This is a genomic window from Pseudomonas sp. M5A4_2d, assembly GCF_053345295.1.
Genome location: NZ_JBKEZW010000002.1, coordinates 544,361 through 562,737 on the forward strand (window position 1 = coordinate 544,361; position 18,377 = coordinate 562,737).

Genomic DNA, 18,377 nt, shown 5'->3' on the forward strand with positions numbered 1-18,377 from the left:
TTAAAGCGACGAGTATTTCTTGCGCAGACGCTGACGAATCAGCTCGGCGAGGGTGTTCATGATGAAAGTGAACAGCAGCAGCACCAGCGCCGAGAGGAACAGCACGCGGTAGTGACTACCACCGACTTCCGACTCAGGCATTTCCACCGCGACGTTGGCCGCCAGGGTGCGCAGGCCTTCGAACAGGTTCATCTCCATCACCGGGGTGTTACCGGTGGCCATCAGCACGATCATGGTCTCGCCGACGGCGCGGCCCATGCCGATCATCAGCGCCGAGAAAATCCCCGGGCTGGCGGTCAGGATGACGACGCGCGTCATGGTCTGCCATGGCGTGGCGCCCAGGGCCAGGGAACCCAGGGTCAGGCCGCGCGGCACGCTGAACACGGCGTCTTCGGCGATGGAGTAGATGTTCGGGATCACCGCAAAGCCCATGGCCAAACCGACTACCAGGGCGTTGCGCTGGTCGTAGGTGATGCCCAGGTCATGGGAAATCCACATACGCATGTCGCCGCCGAAGAACCAGGTTTCCAGGTACGGGCTCATGTACAGCGAGAGCCAGCCCACAAACAGGATCACCGGAATCAGGATGGCGCTTTCCCAACCATCGGGCACACGCAGGCGGATCGACTCAGGCAGGCGGCTGAACACAAACCCGGCGACCAGAATGCCAATCGGCAGCAGCATCAGCAGGCTGAAAATCCCCGGCAAATGCCCTTCCACATACGGCGCCAGGAACAGGCCGGCGAAGAAGCCGAGGATCACCGTCGGCATCGCTTCCATCAATTCGATCACCGGTTTGACCTTGCGGCGCAGGCTCGGGGCCATGAAGTAAGCGGTGTAGATCGCAGCGGCGACGGCCAGTGGCGCGGCCAGCAGCATGGCGTAGAACGCGGCTTTGAGCGTACCGAAGGTCAGCGGCGCCAGGCTCATCTTGGGTTCGAAGTCGGTGTTGGCGGCGGTCGATTGCCAGACGTATTTAGGCTCGTCGTAGTTCTCGTACCAGACCTTGCTCCACAACGCGCTCCAGGACACTTCCGGGTGCGGGTTGTCCAGCAGCAGCGGTTGCAGCTTGCCACCGGCTTCGACGATCACACGGTTGGCGCGTGGCGACATGCCGAACACGCCCTGGCCATCGACCACCGGGTCCACCAACAAGGTGCGGTGCGCGGTGCTGTGGAACACGCCGAACTTGCCGGACGCATCGAGCGCCGTGAAGCCTTTGCGACGTTCTTCAGCGGTGATTTCCACAATCGGCGCGGTGCCCATCTGGAAGGTACGGATCTGCTTCAGGCGCTGTTCGCCATCCGGGTCGCGCGCCATGAACCACTGGGCCAGGCCACCCTTTGAGTTGCCGACGATCAGCGAGATACCGCCCACCAGCTGGGTGCTGGCGGTGATTTCGGCGTTGCCGTCTTCGAGCAGTTTGTAGCGACCGTTGAGGCTCTTGTCGCGCAGGCTGAACACATCGGCCAGGGCGCGACCGTTGATCACATACAGCCACTGCTGGCGTGGGTCGATGAAGATCGCCTTCACCGGCTCGGTCATTTGCGGCAGCTCGATACGCTTCTGCTCGCTGGTGACTTCACCCGTCATCATGTTTTCTTCGCGGCTCAGGGCCAGCACGTTCAAGTGCGAACCGGCCGAACCGGCGACCACCAGCGACGAGTCGGTGGCATTGAGGGCGACATGTTCCAGCGGGCGACCGGCTTCATCCAGCACAATCGGCGTTTCGCCGTAAGGGTATTCAACCGCAGGCGTAATGGTTTTCTTGCCGTCCGGGTAGGACACCTTATAGGTGTGGCGGAACACCAGGGACTGGCCATTCGACAAACCGAGGATCACCAGCGGGCTGCCCGGCTGGTCTTCACCAATGGAGGCAACAGTGGTGCCTGCCGGAAGCGGCAAGTCGACACGCTTGAGTTCGGCACCCGTGTCTACATTAAAGAACAGCGCCTGGCCCTTGTCGGAAACCCGCATGGCGACCTGGTTCTGTTCTTCGAGGGAGATCATCAACGGCTTGCCGGCGTCCTGGATCCAGGCTGGCGTCAGCGCGTCCTCCTTGGTCAGCGAGGCACCTTGGAACAACGGCGCAACGACATAAGCGAGGAAGAAGAAAATCAGGGTAATGGCGCCGAGGACGGCGAGGCCGCCGATTAACACGTACCAACGGGTCAGGCGATCTTTCAGCGCGCGAATACGGCGCTTGCGTTGCAGCTCAGGCGTATTGAAATCAATGCGCTTGGGGGGAGAAGTCGTCGTCATGGTGGAATTGGCCAGATCATTCATGCGCACACCCTAGCGATCCTGTATGACAGAAAGATGACAATGCAGTGACGCAAGAAATCCGCCGCGGAGCAGAGCTGGCAGCGGACTAAAAAATTAGGGGTGTAGACGGTGAGTGGGGGAGCGGTTTTGCCCGCGATGGCGTCATACGGTTCAACTCTAAACCGCGTCGCCAGCATCGCGGGCAAGCCCGCTCCCACAGAAAAACATGCGTCTACACCAGGTCTTGCAGGCTTAGTTGCCTTCTTTCAAACCCAGGTCAGCCAGGGCCTTGGCGGCAACTTTGGCTGGCAGTGGGATGTAGCCGTCTTTGACGACCACTTCCTGGCCCTGTTTGGACAGAACCAGTTTCACGAACTCAGCTTCCAGCGGGGCCAGAGGCTTGTTCGGGGCTTTGTTGACGTACACGTAGAGGAAACGCGACAGCGGGTATTTGCCGTTCAGGGCGTTTTCTTCGCTGTCTTCGATGAAGTCAGTGCTGCCTTTCTTGGCCAGGGCCACGGTCTTCACGCTTGCAGTCTTGTAGCCGATGCCCGAGTAACCGATGCCGTTCAGCGAGGAACTGATCGACTGCACGACCGACGCCGAGCCTGGCTGTTCGTTCACGTTAGGCTTGTAGTCGCCTTTGCACAGGGCTTCTTCTTTGAAGTAGCCGTAGGTGCCGGATACCGAGTTACGACCGAACAATTGCACCGGCTTGTTGGCCAGGTCGCCGGTCACACCCAGGTCGCCCCAGGTTTTCACGTCGGCTTTAGCGCCGCACAGACGAGTAGACGAGAAGATCGCGTCGACTTGTTCCATGGTCAGGTGCTGGATCGGGTTGTCCTTGTGCACGAATACAGCCAGGGCATCCACAGCCACCGGAATAGCGGTTGGCTTGTAGCCGTACTTCTGCTCGAAGGCCGCCAGTTCGGTGTCCTTCATTTTGCGGCTCATCGGGCCCAGGTTGGAGGTGCCTTCAGTCAGCGCAGGAGGTGCAGTGGCGGAGCCGGCAGCCTGAATCTGGATGTTGACGTTCGGGTATTCCTTTTTGTAGGACTCAGCCCACAGGGTCATCAGGTTAGCCAGAGTGTCGGAACCAACGCTGGACAAGTTGCCCGAGACGCCAGTGGTCTTGGCGTAAGCCGGAATTGCCGGGTCAACACCAGCGGCCACCGCGTGGGCGGTCGCAACGCCAGCAGCGACAAAAGTCATTGCCGCCATCAAACGCTTCAGTTTCATGCCTTGCTCCTAGCAGATAGGGATAGTTGGATCGGGGCCAAGTATCGGTAGGCCGTGTGAACACTCTATGTCCGCAATGTGACAATTAGATGAAAGGCCAGCATTTATGAAAAACCTGACAGGAAGGGGAAAGATCAATAAATACGGGGCTTGCGAGGAGGTTGACGCGCTTGAAGCGGTGTTTCAGAAATACTCTGTAATCTATGACCGTTCCTACACAGCTGCGTAGGAACGATCTTCAAATATCGGCTTACCGCCCGCGCTTCCACAGGTACCCACCGACCAACGTCCCCATCACGCACAACACGGCGACATAGTAAGCAGGGCCCATGGGGCTTTCCTTCATCAGCAGCGACACCGCCAGCGGCGTCAACCCCCCAAACACGGCGTAGGCGACGTTGTAGGAAAACGACAACCCGCTGAAACGCACTACCGGTGGGAAGGCTTTCACCATCACGTAAGGCACCACGCCGATCACGCCGACAAACAGACCCGTCAGGGTGTACAGCGGGAAGAGCCAGTTCGGGTGATCGATCAGGCTGTGGTAAAGCGTCCACGACGTCGCCAACAGCAACAGGCAACCGATGACCAGTACGCGGCCGGCGCCAAAGCGGTCGGCCAGGGCGCCGGAGGCGACACAGCCGAGGCTGAGGGTAACGATGGCCAGGCTGTTGGCTTGCAGCGCGATGGTCGGGCTGAAGTGATAGACGGTTTGCAGCACGGTCGGGGTCATCAGGATGACCACGACAACACCGGCCGACAGCAACCAGGTCAACAACATCGACAGCACGATGGCGCCACGGTGGTCGCGCAATACGGCGCGCAAGGGCAGTTCGGCAGCCAGGGTTTTGCGTTGCTGCATTTCGGCGAAGATCGGCGTTTCATGCAGCCAGCGGCGCAGGTACACCGAGAGCAGGCCGAACACGCCACCCAGCAGGAACGGGATTCGCCAGGCGTAATCCGACACTTGCTCCGGGCTATAAAGGGTGTTGATGGCGGTGGCCACCAGCGAGCCGAGCAGGATGCCGGCAGTGAGGCCGCTGGTCAGGGTGCCGCAGGCGTAGCCGATATGGCGCGGCGGTACGTGTTCGGAGACGAACACCCAGGCGCCTGGTACTTCGCCGCCAATCGCCGCGCCCTGGATAACGCGCATCAACAGAAGCAGGAGCGGCGCCCACAGGCCGATCTGCGCATAGGTCGGCAGCAGGCCCATGATCAGGGTCGGCACGGCCATCATGAAGATGCTCAAGGTGAACATTTTCTTGCGACCCAGCAAGTCGCCGAAGTGCGCCATGATGATGCCGCCCAACGGCCGCGCCAGGTAGCCGGCGGCGAAGATGCCGAAGGTCTGCATCATGCGCAGCCATTCCGGCATGTCGACAGGGAAAAACAGTTTTCCGACCACGGTGGCGAAAAACACAAAGATGATGAAGTCGTAAAATTCCAGCGCCCCGCCCAAGGCAGACAGTGACAGGGTTTTGTAGTCGTTGCGGGTGAGCGGGCGCGACGGTTGCGCACTGCTTGCGGGCACGGAGGACATGGCAAGGCTTCTCTTATAGTAGTGACGGCAAGCCCGGGACTTGCGGCGGGTCTGGCAAGATAGCAAATCGCTTGAAAAAGCACAGCGCCCTCCGAATAACAGTTTAAAGGCGCGCGTTATTCCCCGTTCCTGCGCTTTATTAGCCATCAGAAGCACAGTTGCGGGAAAAAGCCGCATTACAGCCGCGATTTGCCGACCAAATGAGTGCCGGGAGGTCGTCGCGGCGCCAGGGTCTCGATATACTCGGCCCGTGCAAGCGCCAAACCCGCTGTCTTGACGGGCTGCTGTGCCAAAACGTCGTTGGGTGCCATCCAGCCGATTTGGCAGAGTTTCCCTTTAGTACGCCTTATGAGAAACGTATCGAGCGGTGTATGTTGGTGCTGAAACGTTTTTCCGGAAGACGGCTATCCACTTGAAATACCCATGAAGCGTCACGGGTCAGAGGCACCCTCGGCATGATCGAACTCGAACAAGAAGATCCTATCCCGCAGGGCGATCTCGCCCTGCAAATCACCGCCCTCCCGCGTGAAACCAACGGTTTTGGCGATATTTTCGGCGGCTGGCTGGTTGCGCAGATGGACCTGGCCGGTACGGCCATGGCCAGCAAGGTAGCGGGCGGACGTGTGGCCACCGTGGCCATCGATCGCATGGCGTTCCTGGTACCGGTGGCGGTGGGCGCGCAATTGTCCTTCTATACCCAGGCTCTGGAAATCGGCCGCAGTTCGATCCAGATGATGGTCGAAGTCTGGAGCGATGACCCGCTGTCCAGCGAATGGCGCAAAGTCACCGAGGCGGTGTTTGTGTTCGTCGCGATTGATGGCAGCGGCCGCACGCGTTCGGTGCCGTCACGCGCACGTTAAACCTCGCCGGGTTTTGACGGTCAATTGCCCCATTGCCTGCCATAAAGAGTGCTCTGTATGCCTACGCCCCACGTTGAAACCGTGAAAATCGACGAGCTGGACTGCTGGCGCATCCGTCACAACGGCGCCGAACTGCTGGTGGCCCAACAGGGCGCACATATCTTCAGTTACCAGCGTCAGGGCGAGCAGCCGTTGATCTGGCCGAACCCCGAGGCGGTGTTCAAGCAGGGCAAAGGCATTCGTACCGGCGTGCCGGTGTGCTGGCCTTGGTTCGGCGTGTTCGACCGTAACCCGCAAAGCGTACAAACGATGCGCCAGAGCGATCAACCTGCCGGCGCCCACGGTTTTGTACGGACTGCACGCTGGGAATTGGCCGGGACCACGATTGAAGGCGATGCAGTGCGCGTCGACCTGGTATTGCCAGTGCCTGCAGGCGGTTTCCCCGGCTGGCCCCATCAGGTCGACCTGAAGCTGAGCCTGCTGCTGGACGATCAACTGCATATCCAGCTGACCAGCCACAACCGTGGCACCGATACGGTAACCCTCAGCCAGGCGCTGCACACCTATTTCGCCGTGAGCGACGTGCGCAACGTACAGGTCGGAGGCCTGGACGGGCTGGCGTATATCGACACCGCCGACGGCTGGAGCAACAAACAGCAATCCGGGTTGCTGCACTTCACGGCCGAGACCGACCGTATCTACCTCAATACCCCGGCGCAGTTGAACATTGTCGATAAAGACTGGCAGCGCCGCATCGAGCTCACCAGCCAGGGCTCGAACTCGACGGTGATCTGGAACCCCTGGACCGAACGCGCCAAGGCGTTCGACGACATGGCCGATGATGGCTGGCAGGGCATGCTGTGCATCGAGACAGCGAATGTGCTGGATGATGTGGTGAGCTTGGCGCCGGGTGAAAGCCATACCTTGGGCGTAAGCATCATCAGTCTCGCCCTGTAAACCCAATCAAAAATGTGGGAGCGGGCTTGCTCGCGAATACGGTGTGTCAGCCACACATGCAGTGACTGACACCCTGCATTCGCGAGCAAGCCCGCTCCCACATTGGGTTCTGCGTCAGCTTAAAGATCCGATTCCTTCACCACCCGCACTTTCCCCGCATCCAGCGCATACGCCGCATCCGCCAAATCGTTATTCACCTTCTCCACCTTCAACGTGCCCGTGACCCACAGCGGCGTGTAGATATCATCCAGCTTCAACCCCTTGGGATAACGCACCAGCACCAACTGGTTAGGCGGCGGTGGCGGCACATGGATGCAGGCGCCCGGGTAAGGCACCAGGAAGAACAGCGTGCTGCGGCCTTTGGCATCGGTTTCCAACGGCACCGGGTAACCGCCGATACGGATGTTCTTGCCGTTCATGGCGGCCACGGTCTTGGTCGAATACATCACCGCCGGCAAGCCTTTGCTTTGCTTCAAGCCACCTTTGTCGGTGAACGTGCCTTGGGCTTCGGGGGAGTTGTGGTCGATCTCGGGCATGGCTTCGAGGGCTTTCTGATCCGACAGCGGCATCAGTTCGAGCCAATCGGTTTCTGGCAGTTCGCCAGCGTGGGCCAGGCCGGAGCCCAACAAAAGGAGAGTCAAAAGAAGGCGGCGCATGGAGAGGCTCGGCAATTACAAGTGACGAGCATTCTAGCCCTCTGCGCCTGCGCAGCGCAGAGGGCTTTGTCGCTTAATTATTTTTTACGCAGCAGACCGTAAATCACCAGCAACACGATGGCGCCGATCAGCGCACCGATAAAGCCTGCGCCTTGACCCGCCTGGTAGATGCCCAGGGCCTGACCGCCATAAGTGGCGACCAGGGAACCTGCGATACCCAACAGGATGGTCATGATCCAACCCATGCTGTCGTCGCCAGGCTTGAGGAAACGCGCGAGCAGACCGACGATCAGGCCGATAAAAATGGTTCCGATGATACCCATGGCATTTCCCTCTGAATTGAATGTGAGTCATGCCAAAGCCTAGTCAGGCTTTGCCATCCTGCAATCAGAGAGACGGCGGCAACCAATGGTTCCCGCCGCCCCCCGGGTTATTGCTCGGCGATCAGCGCTTCGACCTTGAGGATCTGCCCTTGCAGGGTCGCGCGGTCCTTGCAGCGCAGGTTGGCGTGGCCGACCTTGCGCCCGGCCTTGAAGGCCTTGCCGTAGTGATGCAGGTGGCAGTCGTCGATGGCGATAACTTTTTCCACCGGCGGTACAACACCGATGAAGTTGAGCATGGCGCTCTCACCGACTTTGGCCGTGGAGCCCAACGGCAAGCCCGCCACCGCCCGCAGGTGGTTTTCGAACTGGCTGCACTCGGCGCCTTCGGTGGTCCAGTGCCCGGAGTTGTGCACGCGCGGGGCGATTTCGTTGGCCTTGAGGCCACCGTCGACTTCAAAGAACTCGAACGCCATCACGCCGACGTAATCCAGCTGCTTGAGCACACGGCTGGAATAGTCTTCGGCCAAGGCCTGCAACGGATGGTCAGTGCTGGCCACGGACAGCTTGAGGATGCCGCTGTCGTGGGTGTTGTGCACCAACGGGTAGAAGCGGGTTTCGCCATCACGGGCACGCACGGCGATCAGGGAGACTTCACCGGTGAACGGCACGAAACCTTCCAGCAGGCAGGCAACGCTGCCCAGCTCGGCGAAGGTGCCGACCACATCGGCAGCCGTGCGCAGGACTTTCTGGCCCTTGCCGTCGTAACCCAGGGTGCGGGTTTTCAGCACGGCCGGCAGGCCGATGGAGGCAACGGCGGCGTCCAGGTCGGCTTGGGACTGGATGTCGGCGAACGCCGGCGTCGGGATGCCCAAATCCTTGAACATGCTCTTCTCGAACCAGCGGTCACGCGCGATGCGCAAGGCTTCGGCGCTCGGGTACACCGGTACGAACTGCGAGAGGAAGGCCACGGTTTCGGCCGGGACGCTTTCGAACTCGAAGGTCACCAGGTCGACTTCGTCGGCCAGTTGGCGCAGGTGATCCGGGTCGCTGTAGTCAGCCCGCAGGTGCTCGCCGAGTGCCGCCGCGCAAGCGTCGGGCGCCGGGTCCAGGAAAGCAAAGTTCATCCCCAGCGGGGTTCCCGCCAAGGCCAGCATGCGGCCCAATTGGCCGCCACCGATTACACCGATCTTCATCGTCAACAACCTCAGGCGATGCGTGGGTCTGGATTGTCCAGCACGCTGTCTGTCTGCTCAGCACGGAATTTTTTCAGCACCGCATGGAACTGCGGGTGCTTGGCGCCCAGGATGCTGGCGGACAACAACGCGGCGTTGATAGCGCCGGCCTTGCCGATCGCCAGGGTCGCCACCGGGATACCGGCCGGCATCTGCACGATGGACAACAGCGAATCCACGCCCGAGAGCATCGACGACTGCACCGGCACGCCGAGCACCGGCAGGTGGGTCTTGGCCGCACACATGCCTGGCAGGTGCGCCGCACCGCCGGCACCGGCGATGATCACCTCGATGCCACGGGATTCTGCTTCATCGGCATACTGGAACAGCAAATCCGGGGTGCGGTGGGCAGAGACCACTTTCACTTCATACGGAATGCCGAGTTTTTCCAGCATATCGGCGGTGTGGCTAAGGGTGGACCAATCGGACTTGGAGCCCATGATCACGCCAACCAATGCACTCATCGTCGTGCCTCTTCTCTCTGGGCGCCCGCAGGCGCGTCAAAAAACAACAAGCCACGCGGGAAATCCGGCGTGGCTTGTTGTACGAAATTTGGCCGGTTGGACCGGCCGAAGGCCGCGCAGTATACCGTAATAATCCAGATAAACAGCCCCTGGAATGACCATCTGTCCAGCGGCGCAAACCGGCGGTTTTATTGACTTTCAGGTCAGCGAAAACACCGCCGATCAACCATGGGACTTGGAACAATGTGGGAGCTGGCTTGCCTGCGATAGCATCACCTCAATATGCCTGATGTATCGAGGTGCCCGCATCGCAGGCAAGCCAGCTCCCACATTTGATCTTCATCCCTTTCAGGTGCCTTGTGCAGCACCACCTTCCAACTTACGCCACAACAACCGCACGTTCGCCTTGCGCACCAACGCGCAGCGATACAAGCGAATTTCCAGCGGTACATGCCATTGCGGCCCGCCGCAGACCACCAGTTCACCGCGCGCCAGTTCGGCCCGCACGCTCAGTTGGGGCACCCAGGCAATGCCGAGGCCTTCCAGCGCCATGCTCTTGAGGCTGTCGGCCATGGCGGTTTCGTACACCGTGGTAAAACGCAGTGCGCGTTGGCGCAGCAACAGGTTCACCGAGCGACCGAGAAAGGCCCCGGCGCTGTAGGCCAGCAGCGGCACACTGCCCTCGCCTTCCAGGTCGAACAACGGCTTGCCGTCGGCATCGGCTGCGCACACCGGGAGCATTTCGGTATTGCCCAGGTGCAGCGACGGGAAGATCTCCGGGTCCATCTGCATAGCGGCATCCGGGTCGTAGAACGCCAGCATCAAATCGCAGCCGCCTTCACGCAGGGCGTGCACCGCGTCACCGACGTTGGTGGCGACCAGCCGTGTAGCAATATTCAGCCCTTCGTTGCGCAGTTGCGCGATCCAGCGTGGGAAGAAGCCCAATGCCAAAGAGTGAGCGGCCGCCACTTGCATGACTTCGCCCTGCCCGCCTTCCAGGTGATGCAAATGGCGCAGCACTTCACCGAGTTGCTCGACCACCGTGCGCGCAGTCACCAGGAACAACTGCCCCGCCGCCGTCAATTCGACTGGCGTGCGCGAGCGGTTGACCAGGGTCAAGCCGAGCGCAGCTTCCAGGCTACGAATACGACGGCTGAACGCTGGCTGGGTAACAAAGCGCCGCTCCGCCGCCTGGGAAAAGCTGCGAGTCGCCGCCAAGGCGCTGAAGTCTTCCAGCCATTTGCTCTCAAGGTTCATCACTTCCTCCCACGGGTACGCACCATTTTGGCACACACGCCCGCCATGATAGCTGGGTCACACCTGCATTATGCCGTTTGTGCATAGGCCAGTGTTTAACAGCATTGGCCCAAAAACTCCCACAAGCCTAGCATTCGCAGCGTTCCGGCCAGTTCCGGGTCCATATCGAGATGATTTCCGTCATGTCCTCCGCTGCATCATTCCGCACAGAAAAAGACCTGCTTGGCGTACTCGAAGTACCTGCTCAAGCGTATTACGGCATCCAGACCCTGCGAGCGGTGAATAACTTCCGCCTCTCGGGCGTTCCGATTTCGCATTACCCGAAATTGGTGGTCGGCCTGGCAATGGTCAAGCAAGCAGCCGCTGACGCCAACCGCGAGTTGGGCCAGCTCAGCGAAGCCAAGCACGCCGCCATCAGCGAAGCCTGTGCCCGCCTGATCCGTGGCGATTTCCACGAAGAATTCGTGGTGGACATGATTCAAGGCGGCGCTGGCACTTCAACCAACATGAATGCCAACGAAGTCATCGCCAACATCGCGTTGGAGGCCATGGGCCACAACAAGGGCGAATATCAGTACCTGCACCCCAACAACGACGTGAACATGGCGCAGTCGACCAACGACGCCTACCCGACCGCGATCCGCTTGGGTCTGCTGCTGGGCCATGACGCGCTGCTGGCCAGCCTCGACAGCCTGATCCAGGCGTTCGCCGCCAAGGGCGTCGAGTTCAGCCACGTGCTGAAAATGGGCCGCACCCAATTGCAAGACGCCGTGCCGATGACCCTCGGTCAGGAATTCCGCGCCTTCGCCACCACCCTCGGTGAAGACCTGGCCCGCCTGAAAACCCTGGCGCCTGAGCTGTTGACCGAAGTGAACCTGGGCGGCACCGCCATCGGCACCGGCATCAACGCCGATCCGCGCTACCAGGCCCTGGCCGTACAGCGCTTGGCACTGATCAGCGGCCAGCCGCTGGTACCGGCTGCCGACTTGATCGAAGCCACCTCCGACATGGGCGCCTTCGTGCTGTTCTCCGGCATGCTCAAGCGTACCGCGGTGAAACTGTCGAAGATCTGCAACGACCTGCGCCTGCTGTCCAGCGGCCCACGCACCGGCATCAACGAGATCAACCTGCCGGCACGCCAGCCAGGCAGCTCGATCATGCCCGGCAAGGTCAACCCGGTGATCCCGGAAGCTGTTAACCAGGTGGCGTTCCAAGTCATCGGTAACGACCTGGCCCTGACCATGGCAGCCGAAGGCGGCCAGCTGCAGCTGAACGTGATGGAGCCGTTGATCGCGTTCAAGATCTTCGACTCGATCCGCCTGCTGCAACGCGCCATGGACATGCTGCGCGAGCACTGCATCGTCGGTATCACCGCCAACGAAGCACGCTGCCGCGAACTGGTGGAGCACTCCATCGGCCTGGTCACCGCGCTGAACCCGTACATCGGTTATGAAAACGCCACCCGCATCGCGCGCATCGCCCTTGAAAGCGGTCGTGGTGTGCTGGAGTTGGTGCGCGAAGAAGGCTTGCTCGACGACGCCATGCTCGACGACATCCTGCGCCCCGAAAACATGATTGCCCCACGTTTGGTCCCGCTGAAGGCCTAAGCGTTTGTTGCACCGCTCACCAGGTTGAGGGACTAGACACCTCTCACCTTTTGAGGGCTTGGAGAACCATTCTCCAGGCCCTTTTTTTTGCCTGTCGTAAAGCCTCGACAGTTACAAAAGCAAGCGCCCTCTTTTTCGTGTGTGAAGTCCTGCGCGGACGTTGCAGACCAGACAAATTCTTAATCTCTGCCCATTGTTAAACGTGCAATGTTCGGCCATAAACACTGTGCACTTGTGACCTGCGGAACGTGCGACAGAAACGTTGTCATGCACAGCCAAACGGTACGCAACGTGCATGGCAATCGAAAAGGGATTTCCACTTTCGTAATAAAAAGAGTCAAGGAGGACACCACCGTGAAAAAAGCCAGGATTGAACTCGATTCGGTTGATATGAAAATTTTGAGCCTCATACAGGCCGACTGCCGGATCACCACCTCCAAGCTTGCTGAAGTCATGTCGATGAGCGAAACCCCCTGCTGGCGCAGAGTCAAACGCCTTGAAGCAGAAGGCTTTATATCGGCCTATCAAGCAGTCCTGAACAAAGAGGCGCTAGGCTTTCAAATTACTGCCTTCCTGCATGTTTCCGTCGACACCCACACGGAAGAAGTGACACGCCAACTGGAGCGCAAGATCACCTCGTGCCCCGAAGTGATGGGTTTATACAATGTCACTGGCGACTATGATTTCTTAATACAACTGGTCTGCAAGAACATTCAGGCGTGTACGTTTTTTATTGAAAATACACTGCGTGATATCGACTGCGTGAAGCAAATAAAAACCTCCATTACATTGCGCGAAGTGCATAAAAGTAACTTACTGCCGTTGGCCGAGTGCATCTAGCTCGGCAGTATTAACAGGCAACAGGCACTGCTTTTCGTTACGAGGAGCAGTCGCCGACAGCACCTTTCGTAACTCATTGTTACAGTTAGAAAAAATCAAAAACCAGGAAGAATATTTCAATTCGACACATCAGAATGGAATATTTTTGCGTATTTTCAGAGTTTCATGACGAATTTAGCAATTTTATTTTGTTCAGCGTGTGGAAGTATTTCGGGTGAGCCGGGGTCAGGTATTGCGTAGCGAACCTGTGTATGTGAGCTACGTAGATAGCGCCCGTTGAAGGTGGCTCGCCCATAATCTATCTGATGAGGAATACTCAATGTCCAACACTACAGAAGTTCAGCGCCCTCAAGAGCCCGTTGTCGCCACGCCGAAAAAGATTGTGATCAAAGCCAAAAGTGATCGTCCGATCCTGATGGCCGCCCACCTGTAACGTAGCGCCGTGCCGGGCAACTTAGGTTGCCCGGTTTATCCATGGAAAATAGGATGGACCGTCATGGGCGATAGGTATGTAACTTACGGTCGTTTCTCAAAAAGTAACGACGACGCTGTAAAGCTTTATGTGGCTTCTGGTATCGAACACGAAATACAGAACCTGCAGGGCGATTACCTGGAGTGGAACAGGGCACTCTCCATGTTTGATGGCGAGCACTCGACTTCAGCAGTGTGCGAGCAAAACACGCAACTCGACCCCCATGAAATCCATGATTTGATAACGGCGCTGGGCGACGCCAATCTGGCGTTCAAGCAAGCGTCCGGTGCGCAGTTTGTCAGTGGTGATGAAGCGATTCTAGAGATCGAAGACCTGCAGGCACAACTGCTTCATGATCATCTGTATAAGAACAAATTCTGGTTGGCCATGCAGCAACCCGAAACGGTTCCTCAGAATGTCTATTATGGTATGGCCATCGAGAACTTTCATTTTCTCTTCCGAGAAAGCTGGTTTGATTCTCCCGTACTCAATTTCGTTGCCTCCACAAAAGCCCGTTTAATAATGAACGCGTTTTATGCCGAGGAATACGGCCACGACGAGCTGATATTTAAAGCCTTGCAAACCCTCGGTGTGTCGCGCGAAAGTATCAAAGAAACGATCCCTCTCCCTGAAACCCTTGCACTTTGTAATGCGCTGGCTTACTGGGCGGCAAACGACCCGCTGTTTTTTTTCACCACGATGGGTGTGCTCGAAGGCAAGGATATTGAGGTTGATAGTTTTATTCTTGCTATGCAGAACAGCAAAAAAATAAGCCCCGAATTTATCAAGCCCATCCTCGATCATGCCAACATCAACATTGGTGCCGAGCATGGCGTGCTGACCCGGGAGCTGTTCAGGGAAATCCCCGTGGTCACCCTCGAGCAGCTACGACAAATGCGTGCCAACACTCATATTTTTGTGGAGCTGTACGACAATTTCCATACCGCCGTCTGGAACCATTACTCCACCTCACATGAGCTATTGAGAACGCTGTCAGGCTTGCCACTCGGGGGACCCGCGCATGCAAACTAGTGCTAAACGCTTCAACTACCCAAAACTTCGTCAGGGTGTTGTTTACACTAAAATCGCCGATGAACATCACCTGGACTATCGAAACCAAAGCCTTATTTTAGAGGAGGCCGATGCGACGTCACTTACCTTGGTCATTCAGGATCTTCAGCAAGGCACACTGACGACCGAAGCCTTTTATGCCAAGCATGCAGCGCATTATCCTGACGAGCAGTTGGAAGTCTTGATTGCCGACCTCGACAAAAACTATTTGCTCACCGAAGGTCAATACCCGGTGATACAGGGCGTACTGTCAGGCGTGGAGTTTTCGAAAAAGCTCAAACTGTTGACCGCCGCCCTTCACGGCAAGCTTGGTCACTCGGCACTGTATGAAAAGATGCGTGATGGCTCAGCCACTCGCTCCCAGTTAATCGGGTTTGCCATTGAGTATTATCATATCGTCAAGAGTGCGCCCAAGGTAATTTCTCCTGCGCTGGCGCACAACAGCCCGCCCGAAGTTTATCAGGGCATCAAACAATTGTTTCTTGAGGAACATGACCACGAATCGTTGTTGGCTAACGCGTTGAGCCATGTGGGCGTTGAACGTGCACAGTTAGCCCTGACGTCGCCTTTGGACACGACCTTCGCCATCTACTCAACGCTGGGCGTGTATGCGCGCCAGCACATCATCAGTTTCATCAGTGCGTTGTTTTTATTTGAAGAGCCGTACCCGGAGTTCAATAAGCTGTTTATTGAATCCTGTTCACGACTGGGGCTACCAGACGCTTTCTGGAAACCCATTATTGGGCATTCCGAAGTGAACAGTGATGCCGACCATGGCGCCATCACTGACTCGCTGTTGGTTCACTATTCGGCGATTGCTGAAGAAGAATGCAGAGTCACACTGATCCATACCTGTGCACTGTTAGAGTTAATGTCGGCCTGGGACAGGCAAATTTGTACGCATTATGCTAACGGCGTCAATCTCAGACTCTTCAACTAATGCGAGGATAGGCTATGGACTCCTGGTCTCTGGAAGCATTTAAAAAGCCTTATTTGAAAGTCGGCCATATTGAAAAGACCGGTGCCGGGGTTTTTGAACTGGGCGAGTCCGGCTCCGAGTTTGTGATAGAAAGCCCGGCATGCGATGAACTTATCGCCACCGTTCAGGACCTTAAGAGCCCCGACAACGCACAGTGGCGCTCATTGAGCGAGCGCCATGAACAAGATGAAGTGCGCGCACTGATTGATCATTTGAATGAAGCCGGGCTAGTGCGCGAGTCCAGCCCCGAACATACGTTGCAGGGTAAGCGAAACATTACCCAGGACAGTTTGGCGGAAGCCCTGGATGCTTTGCAGACAACGCACTTTGATGACCCCGCCCTGTGCCACCAATTGCTCGATTTTATCGACAACCTGCACCACACCTCGGTCAGGCATGTGCTGGCCGAAAGCGGGCATGTGTATGTCAAGTACACCAAGCTGACGCTTTTATGCTGGACGGTTACCTGCCCCCCCGCTGTCAGGGCGGCGAAAAAGCTACTGAACGCCCTGACAGGTCACGATGCCAGCGAGTCCTCCATCGAGTACTCCGCTTTTTGGGCCGGCGAGCTCAGAAAGTGTCTCAGTGTGTTGGTGTGGTTATTGAACAGGAGCCAGAAAGTCGATGCGCGCAAGGTGGATTTTCCGGCACTGCATATCGAGGAAATAGACTCCGGGGTCAACCTGGCTGTCCGCCTGGAGCGCTGGGGACTGGATTTCATGGAGCACGTAGCACCCAGCCAGTATCAGCAGGCACTGGCCAGGACCGGTCCTGGTCGTGATGCCTTGATTGCCGCCAGCTACGCGCAGGAATACTACATTACAGATCGATTTGTAGATCTCATCTCACCGGCCATCGCGCAACGCCTGCCTCGCCCGTTGAAGAAACTGGCGCGCCGTTATTACATGGAAGAAGCGGGTCACGAGCTCTATGAATTAAAGACCTGTAAGGCGTTGGGAATGACGGAAGCGCAGCTCCATTCGTCGCTACCGACCCCCTTTGGCCAACTGGTTTGCGATCTCTACACCTGCCTGGCCTCCAAAGAACTGGTGGCTTATTTTGCTGCGGCAACCATTACCGAAGGCTTGCCTGGCCAGGTTAATTTGTTGAATGAGTTGTCCGCGGCGAACAACGCTACGCCGTTGTTCAACAAAACATCGCGCAAACACGAGTCGCTCAACGACAAGCTGGGCCATCAGTACATTTCCAGAATCATGCTGGCCGAAGTCGGTGAGTTGAGCATCGAAGAACAACAAACGGCGGCCAATGCTTATGCCTTGCTCCTGGACCTGAATATTCGCGCGTGGGAGCAGCTCCATGACTTCCACATCACCTTGCAAATGCCAGCCATCAATCACCGCATGCTTGATTACATTGCATGAGCGCCTTGATTGCGCGCTATGAAGCGTTCATCAACCCTCATTGGAGTGAGGTCCTGCACCAACTGGGGGAACAGCCGGTATTTGTACGTGCCAAGGATGAGTATTTATACGACGACTCAATGACCCCTTGGCTGGATTTGGTGGGTCATTACGGCGCAGCGATATTCGGCCATAACCGCCAGGAGCTCAAGGAAGCGTTATTTACCGCCCTGGAGGCGGATATTCCCTGCGTCACACCGCTGGGGCTCAATGATTTTTCGGCCCAGTTGGCTATTGCGCTGATTGAGCGCCTGAACCTGAGCGGCCCCTGGCGACTATCCACACTGACTACCGGAACCGAGGCTGTGGAAGGCGCGATCAAGGCGGCGCTGATACACACAGGCCGCTCTCGCCTTTTAGTCCGCCGTGGGTGCTTTCACGGCAGCAGCAGCCTGGCGATGCACCTCACCGATAATGAGTTGTGGCGCCAGGGCTTTGAAGCACTGCCTTGCCCGCTGGACGTGGTGTATTTCGACGACATCCATCAGGCAACGCGCGAGCTGGCCAGCGGGACGTTTGCGGCCATGTTGATAGAACCTTTTCAGGCCATCGGTGGCGGCGTCAGGTGTTCGGCGCAGGATGCTGAACAGCTGCTGGATGCCTGCACGGCTTCAGGAACGGTGAGTATTTGTGACGAGATTTTTTCCGGACTCGGACGCTGTGGTCACTACAGTGCGATGCAAGCACTGGGTTGGACAGTGCGACCGGACATCTTATTGCTCTCGAAGTCATTGACGGGCGCCTTCTTCCCCAGTGCCCACCTACTCATCAGGGCGCCTATTGCCGATTCAATTTTCGGTCGGCCGGGCTGTCAGAAAATACTGGGATCAACCTTCGCCAATAATGCGTTGGGTTTCAGCGTGGCCCTCACTGCACTGGCGTTACTCGACAGATGCCTGGCTGACAGCATTGCCGTCCAACGTCGCAATGCCTTTGTGCAGGCACTGCATGGTGTGGCGCAGACTGTTGACCCGCCGCTTCAGGTTCAGGCACTGGGCGCCTGCGTCATCGTGGAGTTTTGCGATGCCCAGACGTGCTTTTTTGTTTGGCATTCGCTGTTCGCCAATCAAATATTGACCACGGTCTGCAGCAACAAACCCAGTTGTTTAAAAGTGCTTCCATCGTTGACGATGCATGCAGACAGCTATAGCCGATTTATCGACGTATTCAGCGCAGTAGTGGCGGAGTGTTGAG

Annotated in this window: 16 protein-coding genes; 8 read left to right on the forward strand and 8 right to left on the reverse strand. The window is 57.7% G+C overall.

Annotated elements, in window-relative coordinates; translation table 11 throughout:
• The 3 genes from ACLBW8_RS09515 to ACLBW8_RS09525 all read right to left on the reverse strand — a co-directional run bounded on the left by ACLBW8_RS09515 (window position 1) and on the right by ACLBW8_RS09525 (window position 5,044).
• On the reverse strand, window positions 1-2,034 hold the full coding sequence (locus ACLBW8_RS09515; protein WP_221296161.1) for an ABC transporter permease subunit: 2,034 nt from the start codon (window positions 2,032-2,034) through the stop codon (window positions 1-3).
• 483 nt (window positions 2,035-2,517) lie between these two features.
• The gene (locus ACLBW8_RS09520) at window positions 2,518-3,504 is read right to left on the reverse strand and encodes a phosphate ABC transporter substrate-binding protein PstS (RefSeq protein WP_053258707.1); all 987 of its coding nucleotides are present in this window, start codon (window positions 3,502-3,504) and stop codon (window positions 2,518-2,520) included.
• A 250-nt stretch (window positions 3,505-3,754) separates the two neighbouring features.
• Window positions 3,755-5,044 carry an MFS transporter gene (locus tag ACLBW8_RS09525; protein WP_064454766.1) on the reverse strand — a complete coding sequence of 430 codons (1,290 nt, stop codon included), beginning with the start codon at window positions 5,042-5,044 and terminating at the stop codon, window positions 3,755-3,757.
• Between the two features lie 455 nt (window positions 5,045-5,499).
• Here ACLBW8_RS09525 and ACLBW8_RS09530 point away from each other — a divergent pair, with 455 nt between their 5' ends.
• Window positions 5,500-5,904 carry an acyl-CoA thioesterase gene (locus tag ACLBW8_RS09530; RefSeq protein WP_003176975.1) on the forward strand — a complete coding sequence of 135 codons (405 nt, stop codon included), beginning with the start codon at window positions 5,500-5,502 and terminating at the stop codon, window positions 5,902-5,904.
• A gap of 57 nt (window positions 5,905-5,961) precedes the next feature.
• Window positions 5,962-6,861, forward strand: coding sequence for a D-hexose-6-phosphate mutarotase (locus ACLBW8_RS09535; protein ID WP_447805230.1), 900 nt, complete (start codon window positions 5,962-5,964; stop codon window positions 6,859-6,861).
• Between the two features lie 119 nt (window positions 6,862-6,980).
• Here the strand turns inward: ACLBW8_RS09535 and ACLBW8_RS09540 are convergent, their stop codons facing one another.
• From ACLBW8_RS09540 to ACLBW8_RS09560, 5 genes are all read right to left on the reverse strand, one after another.
• Window positions 6,981-7,517, reverse strand: a complete 537-nt coding sequence (locus ACLBW8_RS09540; protein WP_447805231.1) for a DUF3299 domain-containing protein — start codon at window positions 7,515-7,517, stop codon at window positions 6,981-6,983.
• Window positions 7,518-7,594: 77 nt separating this feature from the next.
• The gene (locus ACLBW8_RS09545) at window positions 7,595-7,840 is read right to left on the reverse strand and encodes a GlsB/YeaQ/YmgE family stress response membrane protein (protein WP_010168336.1); all 246 of its coding nucleotides are present in this window, start codon (window positions 7,838-7,840) and stop codon (window positions 7,595-7,597) included.
• 107 nt (window positions 7,841-7,947) lie between these two features.
• A complete protein-coding gene (locus ACLBW8_RS09550; RefSeq protein ID WP_053258711.1) occupies window positions 7,948-9,033 on the reverse strand; it encodes a 5-(carboxyamino)imidazole ribonucleotide synthase in 1,086 nt (361 codons plus the stop codon).
• An 11-nt stretch (window positions 9,034-9,044) separates the two neighbouring features.
• Window positions 9,045-9,536, reverse strand: coding sequence for a 5-(carboxyamino)imidazole ribonucleotide mutase (purE, locus tag ACLBW8_RS09555; protein WP_003195648.1), 492 nt, complete (start codon window positions 9,534-9,536; stop codon window positions 9,045-9,047).
• Between the two features lie 348 nt (window positions 9,537-9,884).
• Window positions 9,885-10,793: a LysR substrate-binding domain-containing protein gene (locus ACLBW8_RS09560; RefSeq protein ID WP_064454769.1), complete on the reverse strand. Its 909-nt coding sequence runs from the start codon at window positions 10,791-10,793 to the stop codon at window positions 9,885-9,887.
• A 182-nt stretch (window positions 10,794-10,975) separates the two neighbouring features.
• Here ACLBW8_RS09560 and aspA point away from each other — a divergent pair, with 182 nt between their 5' ends.
• The 6 genes from aspA to ACLBW8_RS09590 all read left to right on the forward strand — a co-directional run bounded on the left by aspA (window position 10,976) and on the right by ACLBW8_RS09590 (window position 18,376).
• Window positions 10,976-12,400, forward strand: coding sequence for an aspartate ammonia-lyase (gene aspA / locus ACLBW8_RS09565; protein WP_053258714.1), 1,425 nt, complete (start codon window positions 10,976-10,978; stop codon window positions 12,398-12,400).
• Window positions 12,401-12,667: 267 nt separating this feature from the next.
• The gene (locus tag ACLBW8_RS09570; protein ID WP_447805232.1) at window positions 12,668-13,240 is read left to right on the forward strand and encodes an Lrp/AsnC family transcriptional regulator; all 573 of its coding nucleotides are present in this window, start codon (window positions 12,668-12,670) and stop codon (window positions 13,238-13,240) included.
• A gap of 496 nt (window positions 13,241-13,736) precedes the next feature.
• Window positions 13,737-14,744, forward strand: a complete 1,008-nt coding sequence (locus ACLBW8_RS09575) for an iron-containing redox enzyme family protein (protein ID WP_447805233.1) — start codon at window positions 13,737-13,739, stop codon at window positions 14,742-14,744.
• Window positions 14,734-15,723: an iron-containing redox enzyme family protein gene (locus tag ACLBW8_RS09580; protein WP_447805234.1), complete on the forward strand. Its 990-nt coding sequence runs from the start codon at window positions 14,734-14,736 to the stop codon at window positions 15,721-15,723. The genes ACLBW8_RS09575 and ACLBW8_RS09580 overlap by 11 nt, the downstream gene beginning before the upstream one ends.
• A gap of 14 nt (window positions 15,724-15,737) precedes the next feature.
• Window positions 15,738-17,144 carry a hypothetical protein gene (locus ACLBW8_RS09585; protein ID WP_447805235.1) on the forward strand — a complete coding sequence of 469 codons (1,407 nt, stop codon included), beginning with the start codon at window positions 15,738-15,740 and terminating at the stop codon, window positions 17,142-17,144.
• Complete coding sequence (locus ACLBW8_RS09590) at window positions 17,141-18,376, forward strand: aminotransferase class III-fold pyridoxal phosphate-dependent enzyme (RefSeq protein ID WP_447805236.1); 1,236 nt, start codon at window positions 17,141-17,143, stop codon at window positions 18,374-18,376. The genes ACLBW8_RS09585 and ACLBW8_RS09590 overlap by 4 nt, the downstream gene beginning before the upstream one ends.
• Window position 18,377: the final 1 nt, after the last annotated feature.

What these genes read in the sequence shown, in the direction of transcription:
- ACLBW8_RS09535 (WP_447805230.1), top strand. Translation starts at nt 5,962, where the DNA reads ATGCCTACGCCCCACGTTGAAACCGTGAAAATCGACGAGCTGGACTGC.
- purE (WP_003195648.1), bottom strand. Translation starts at nt 9,536, where the DNA reads ATGAGTGCATTGGTTGGCGTGATCATGGGCTCCAAGTCCGATTGGTCC.
- ACLBW8_RS09545 (WP_010168336.1), bottom strand. Translation starts at nt 7,840, where the DNA reads ATGGGTATCATCGGAACCATTTTTATCGGCCTGATCGTCGGTCTGCTC.
- ACLBW8_RS09585 (WP_447805235.1), top strand. Translation starts at nt 15,738, where the DNA reads ATGGACTCCTGGTCTCTGGAAGCATTTAAAAAGCCTTATTTGAAAGTC.
- ACLBW8_RS09570 (WP_447805232.1), top strand. Translation starts at nt 12,668, where the DNA reads ATGCACAGCCAAACGGTACGCAACGTGCATGGCAATCGAAAAGGGATT.
- ACLBW8_RS09540 (WP_447805231.1), bottom strand. Translation starts at nt 7,517, where the DNA reads ATGCGCCGCCTTCTTTTGACTCTCCTTTTGTTGGGCTCCGGCCTGGCC.
- ACLBW8_RS09525 (WP_064454766.1), bottom strand. Translation starts at nt 5,044, where the DNA reads ATGTCCTCCGTGCCCGCAAGCAGTGCGCAACCGTCGCGCCCGCTCACC.
- ACLBW8_RS09590 (WP_447805236.1), top strand. Translation starts at nt 17,141, where the DNA reads ATGAGCGCCTTGATTGCGCGCTATGAAGCGTTCATCAACCCTCATTGG.
- aspA (WP_053258714.1), top strand. Translation starts at nt 10,976, where the DNA reads ATGTCCTCCGCTGCATCATTCCGCACAGAAAAAGACCTGCTTGGCGTA.
- ACLBW8_RS09560 (WP_064454769.1), bottom strand. Translation starts at nt 10,793, where the DNA reads ATGAACCTTGAGAGCAAATGGCTGGAAGACTTCAGCGCCTTGGCGGCG.
- ACLBW8_RS09520 (WP_053258707.1), bottom strand. Translation starts at nt 3,504, where the DNA reads ATGAAACTGAAGCGTTTGATGGCGGCAATGACTTTTGTCGCTGCTGGC.
- ACLBW8_RS09530 (WP_003176975.1), top strand. Translation starts at nt 5,500, where the DNA reads ATGATCGAACTCGAACAAGAAGATCCTATCCCGCAGGGCGATCTCGCC.
- ACLBW8_RS09580 (WP_447805234.1), top strand. Translation starts at nt 14,734, where the DNA reads ATGCAAACTAGTGCTAAACGCTTCAACTACCCAAAACTTCGTCAGGGT.
- ACLBW8_RS09575 (WP_447805233.1), top strand. Translation starts at nt 13,737, where the DNA reads ATGGGCGATAGGTATGTAACTTACGGTCGTTTCTCAAAAAGTAACGAC.
- ACLBW8_RS09550 (WP_053258711.1), bottom strand. Translation starts at nt 9,033, where the DNA reads ATGAAGATCGGTGTAATCGGTGGCGGCCAATTGGGCCGCATGCTGGCC.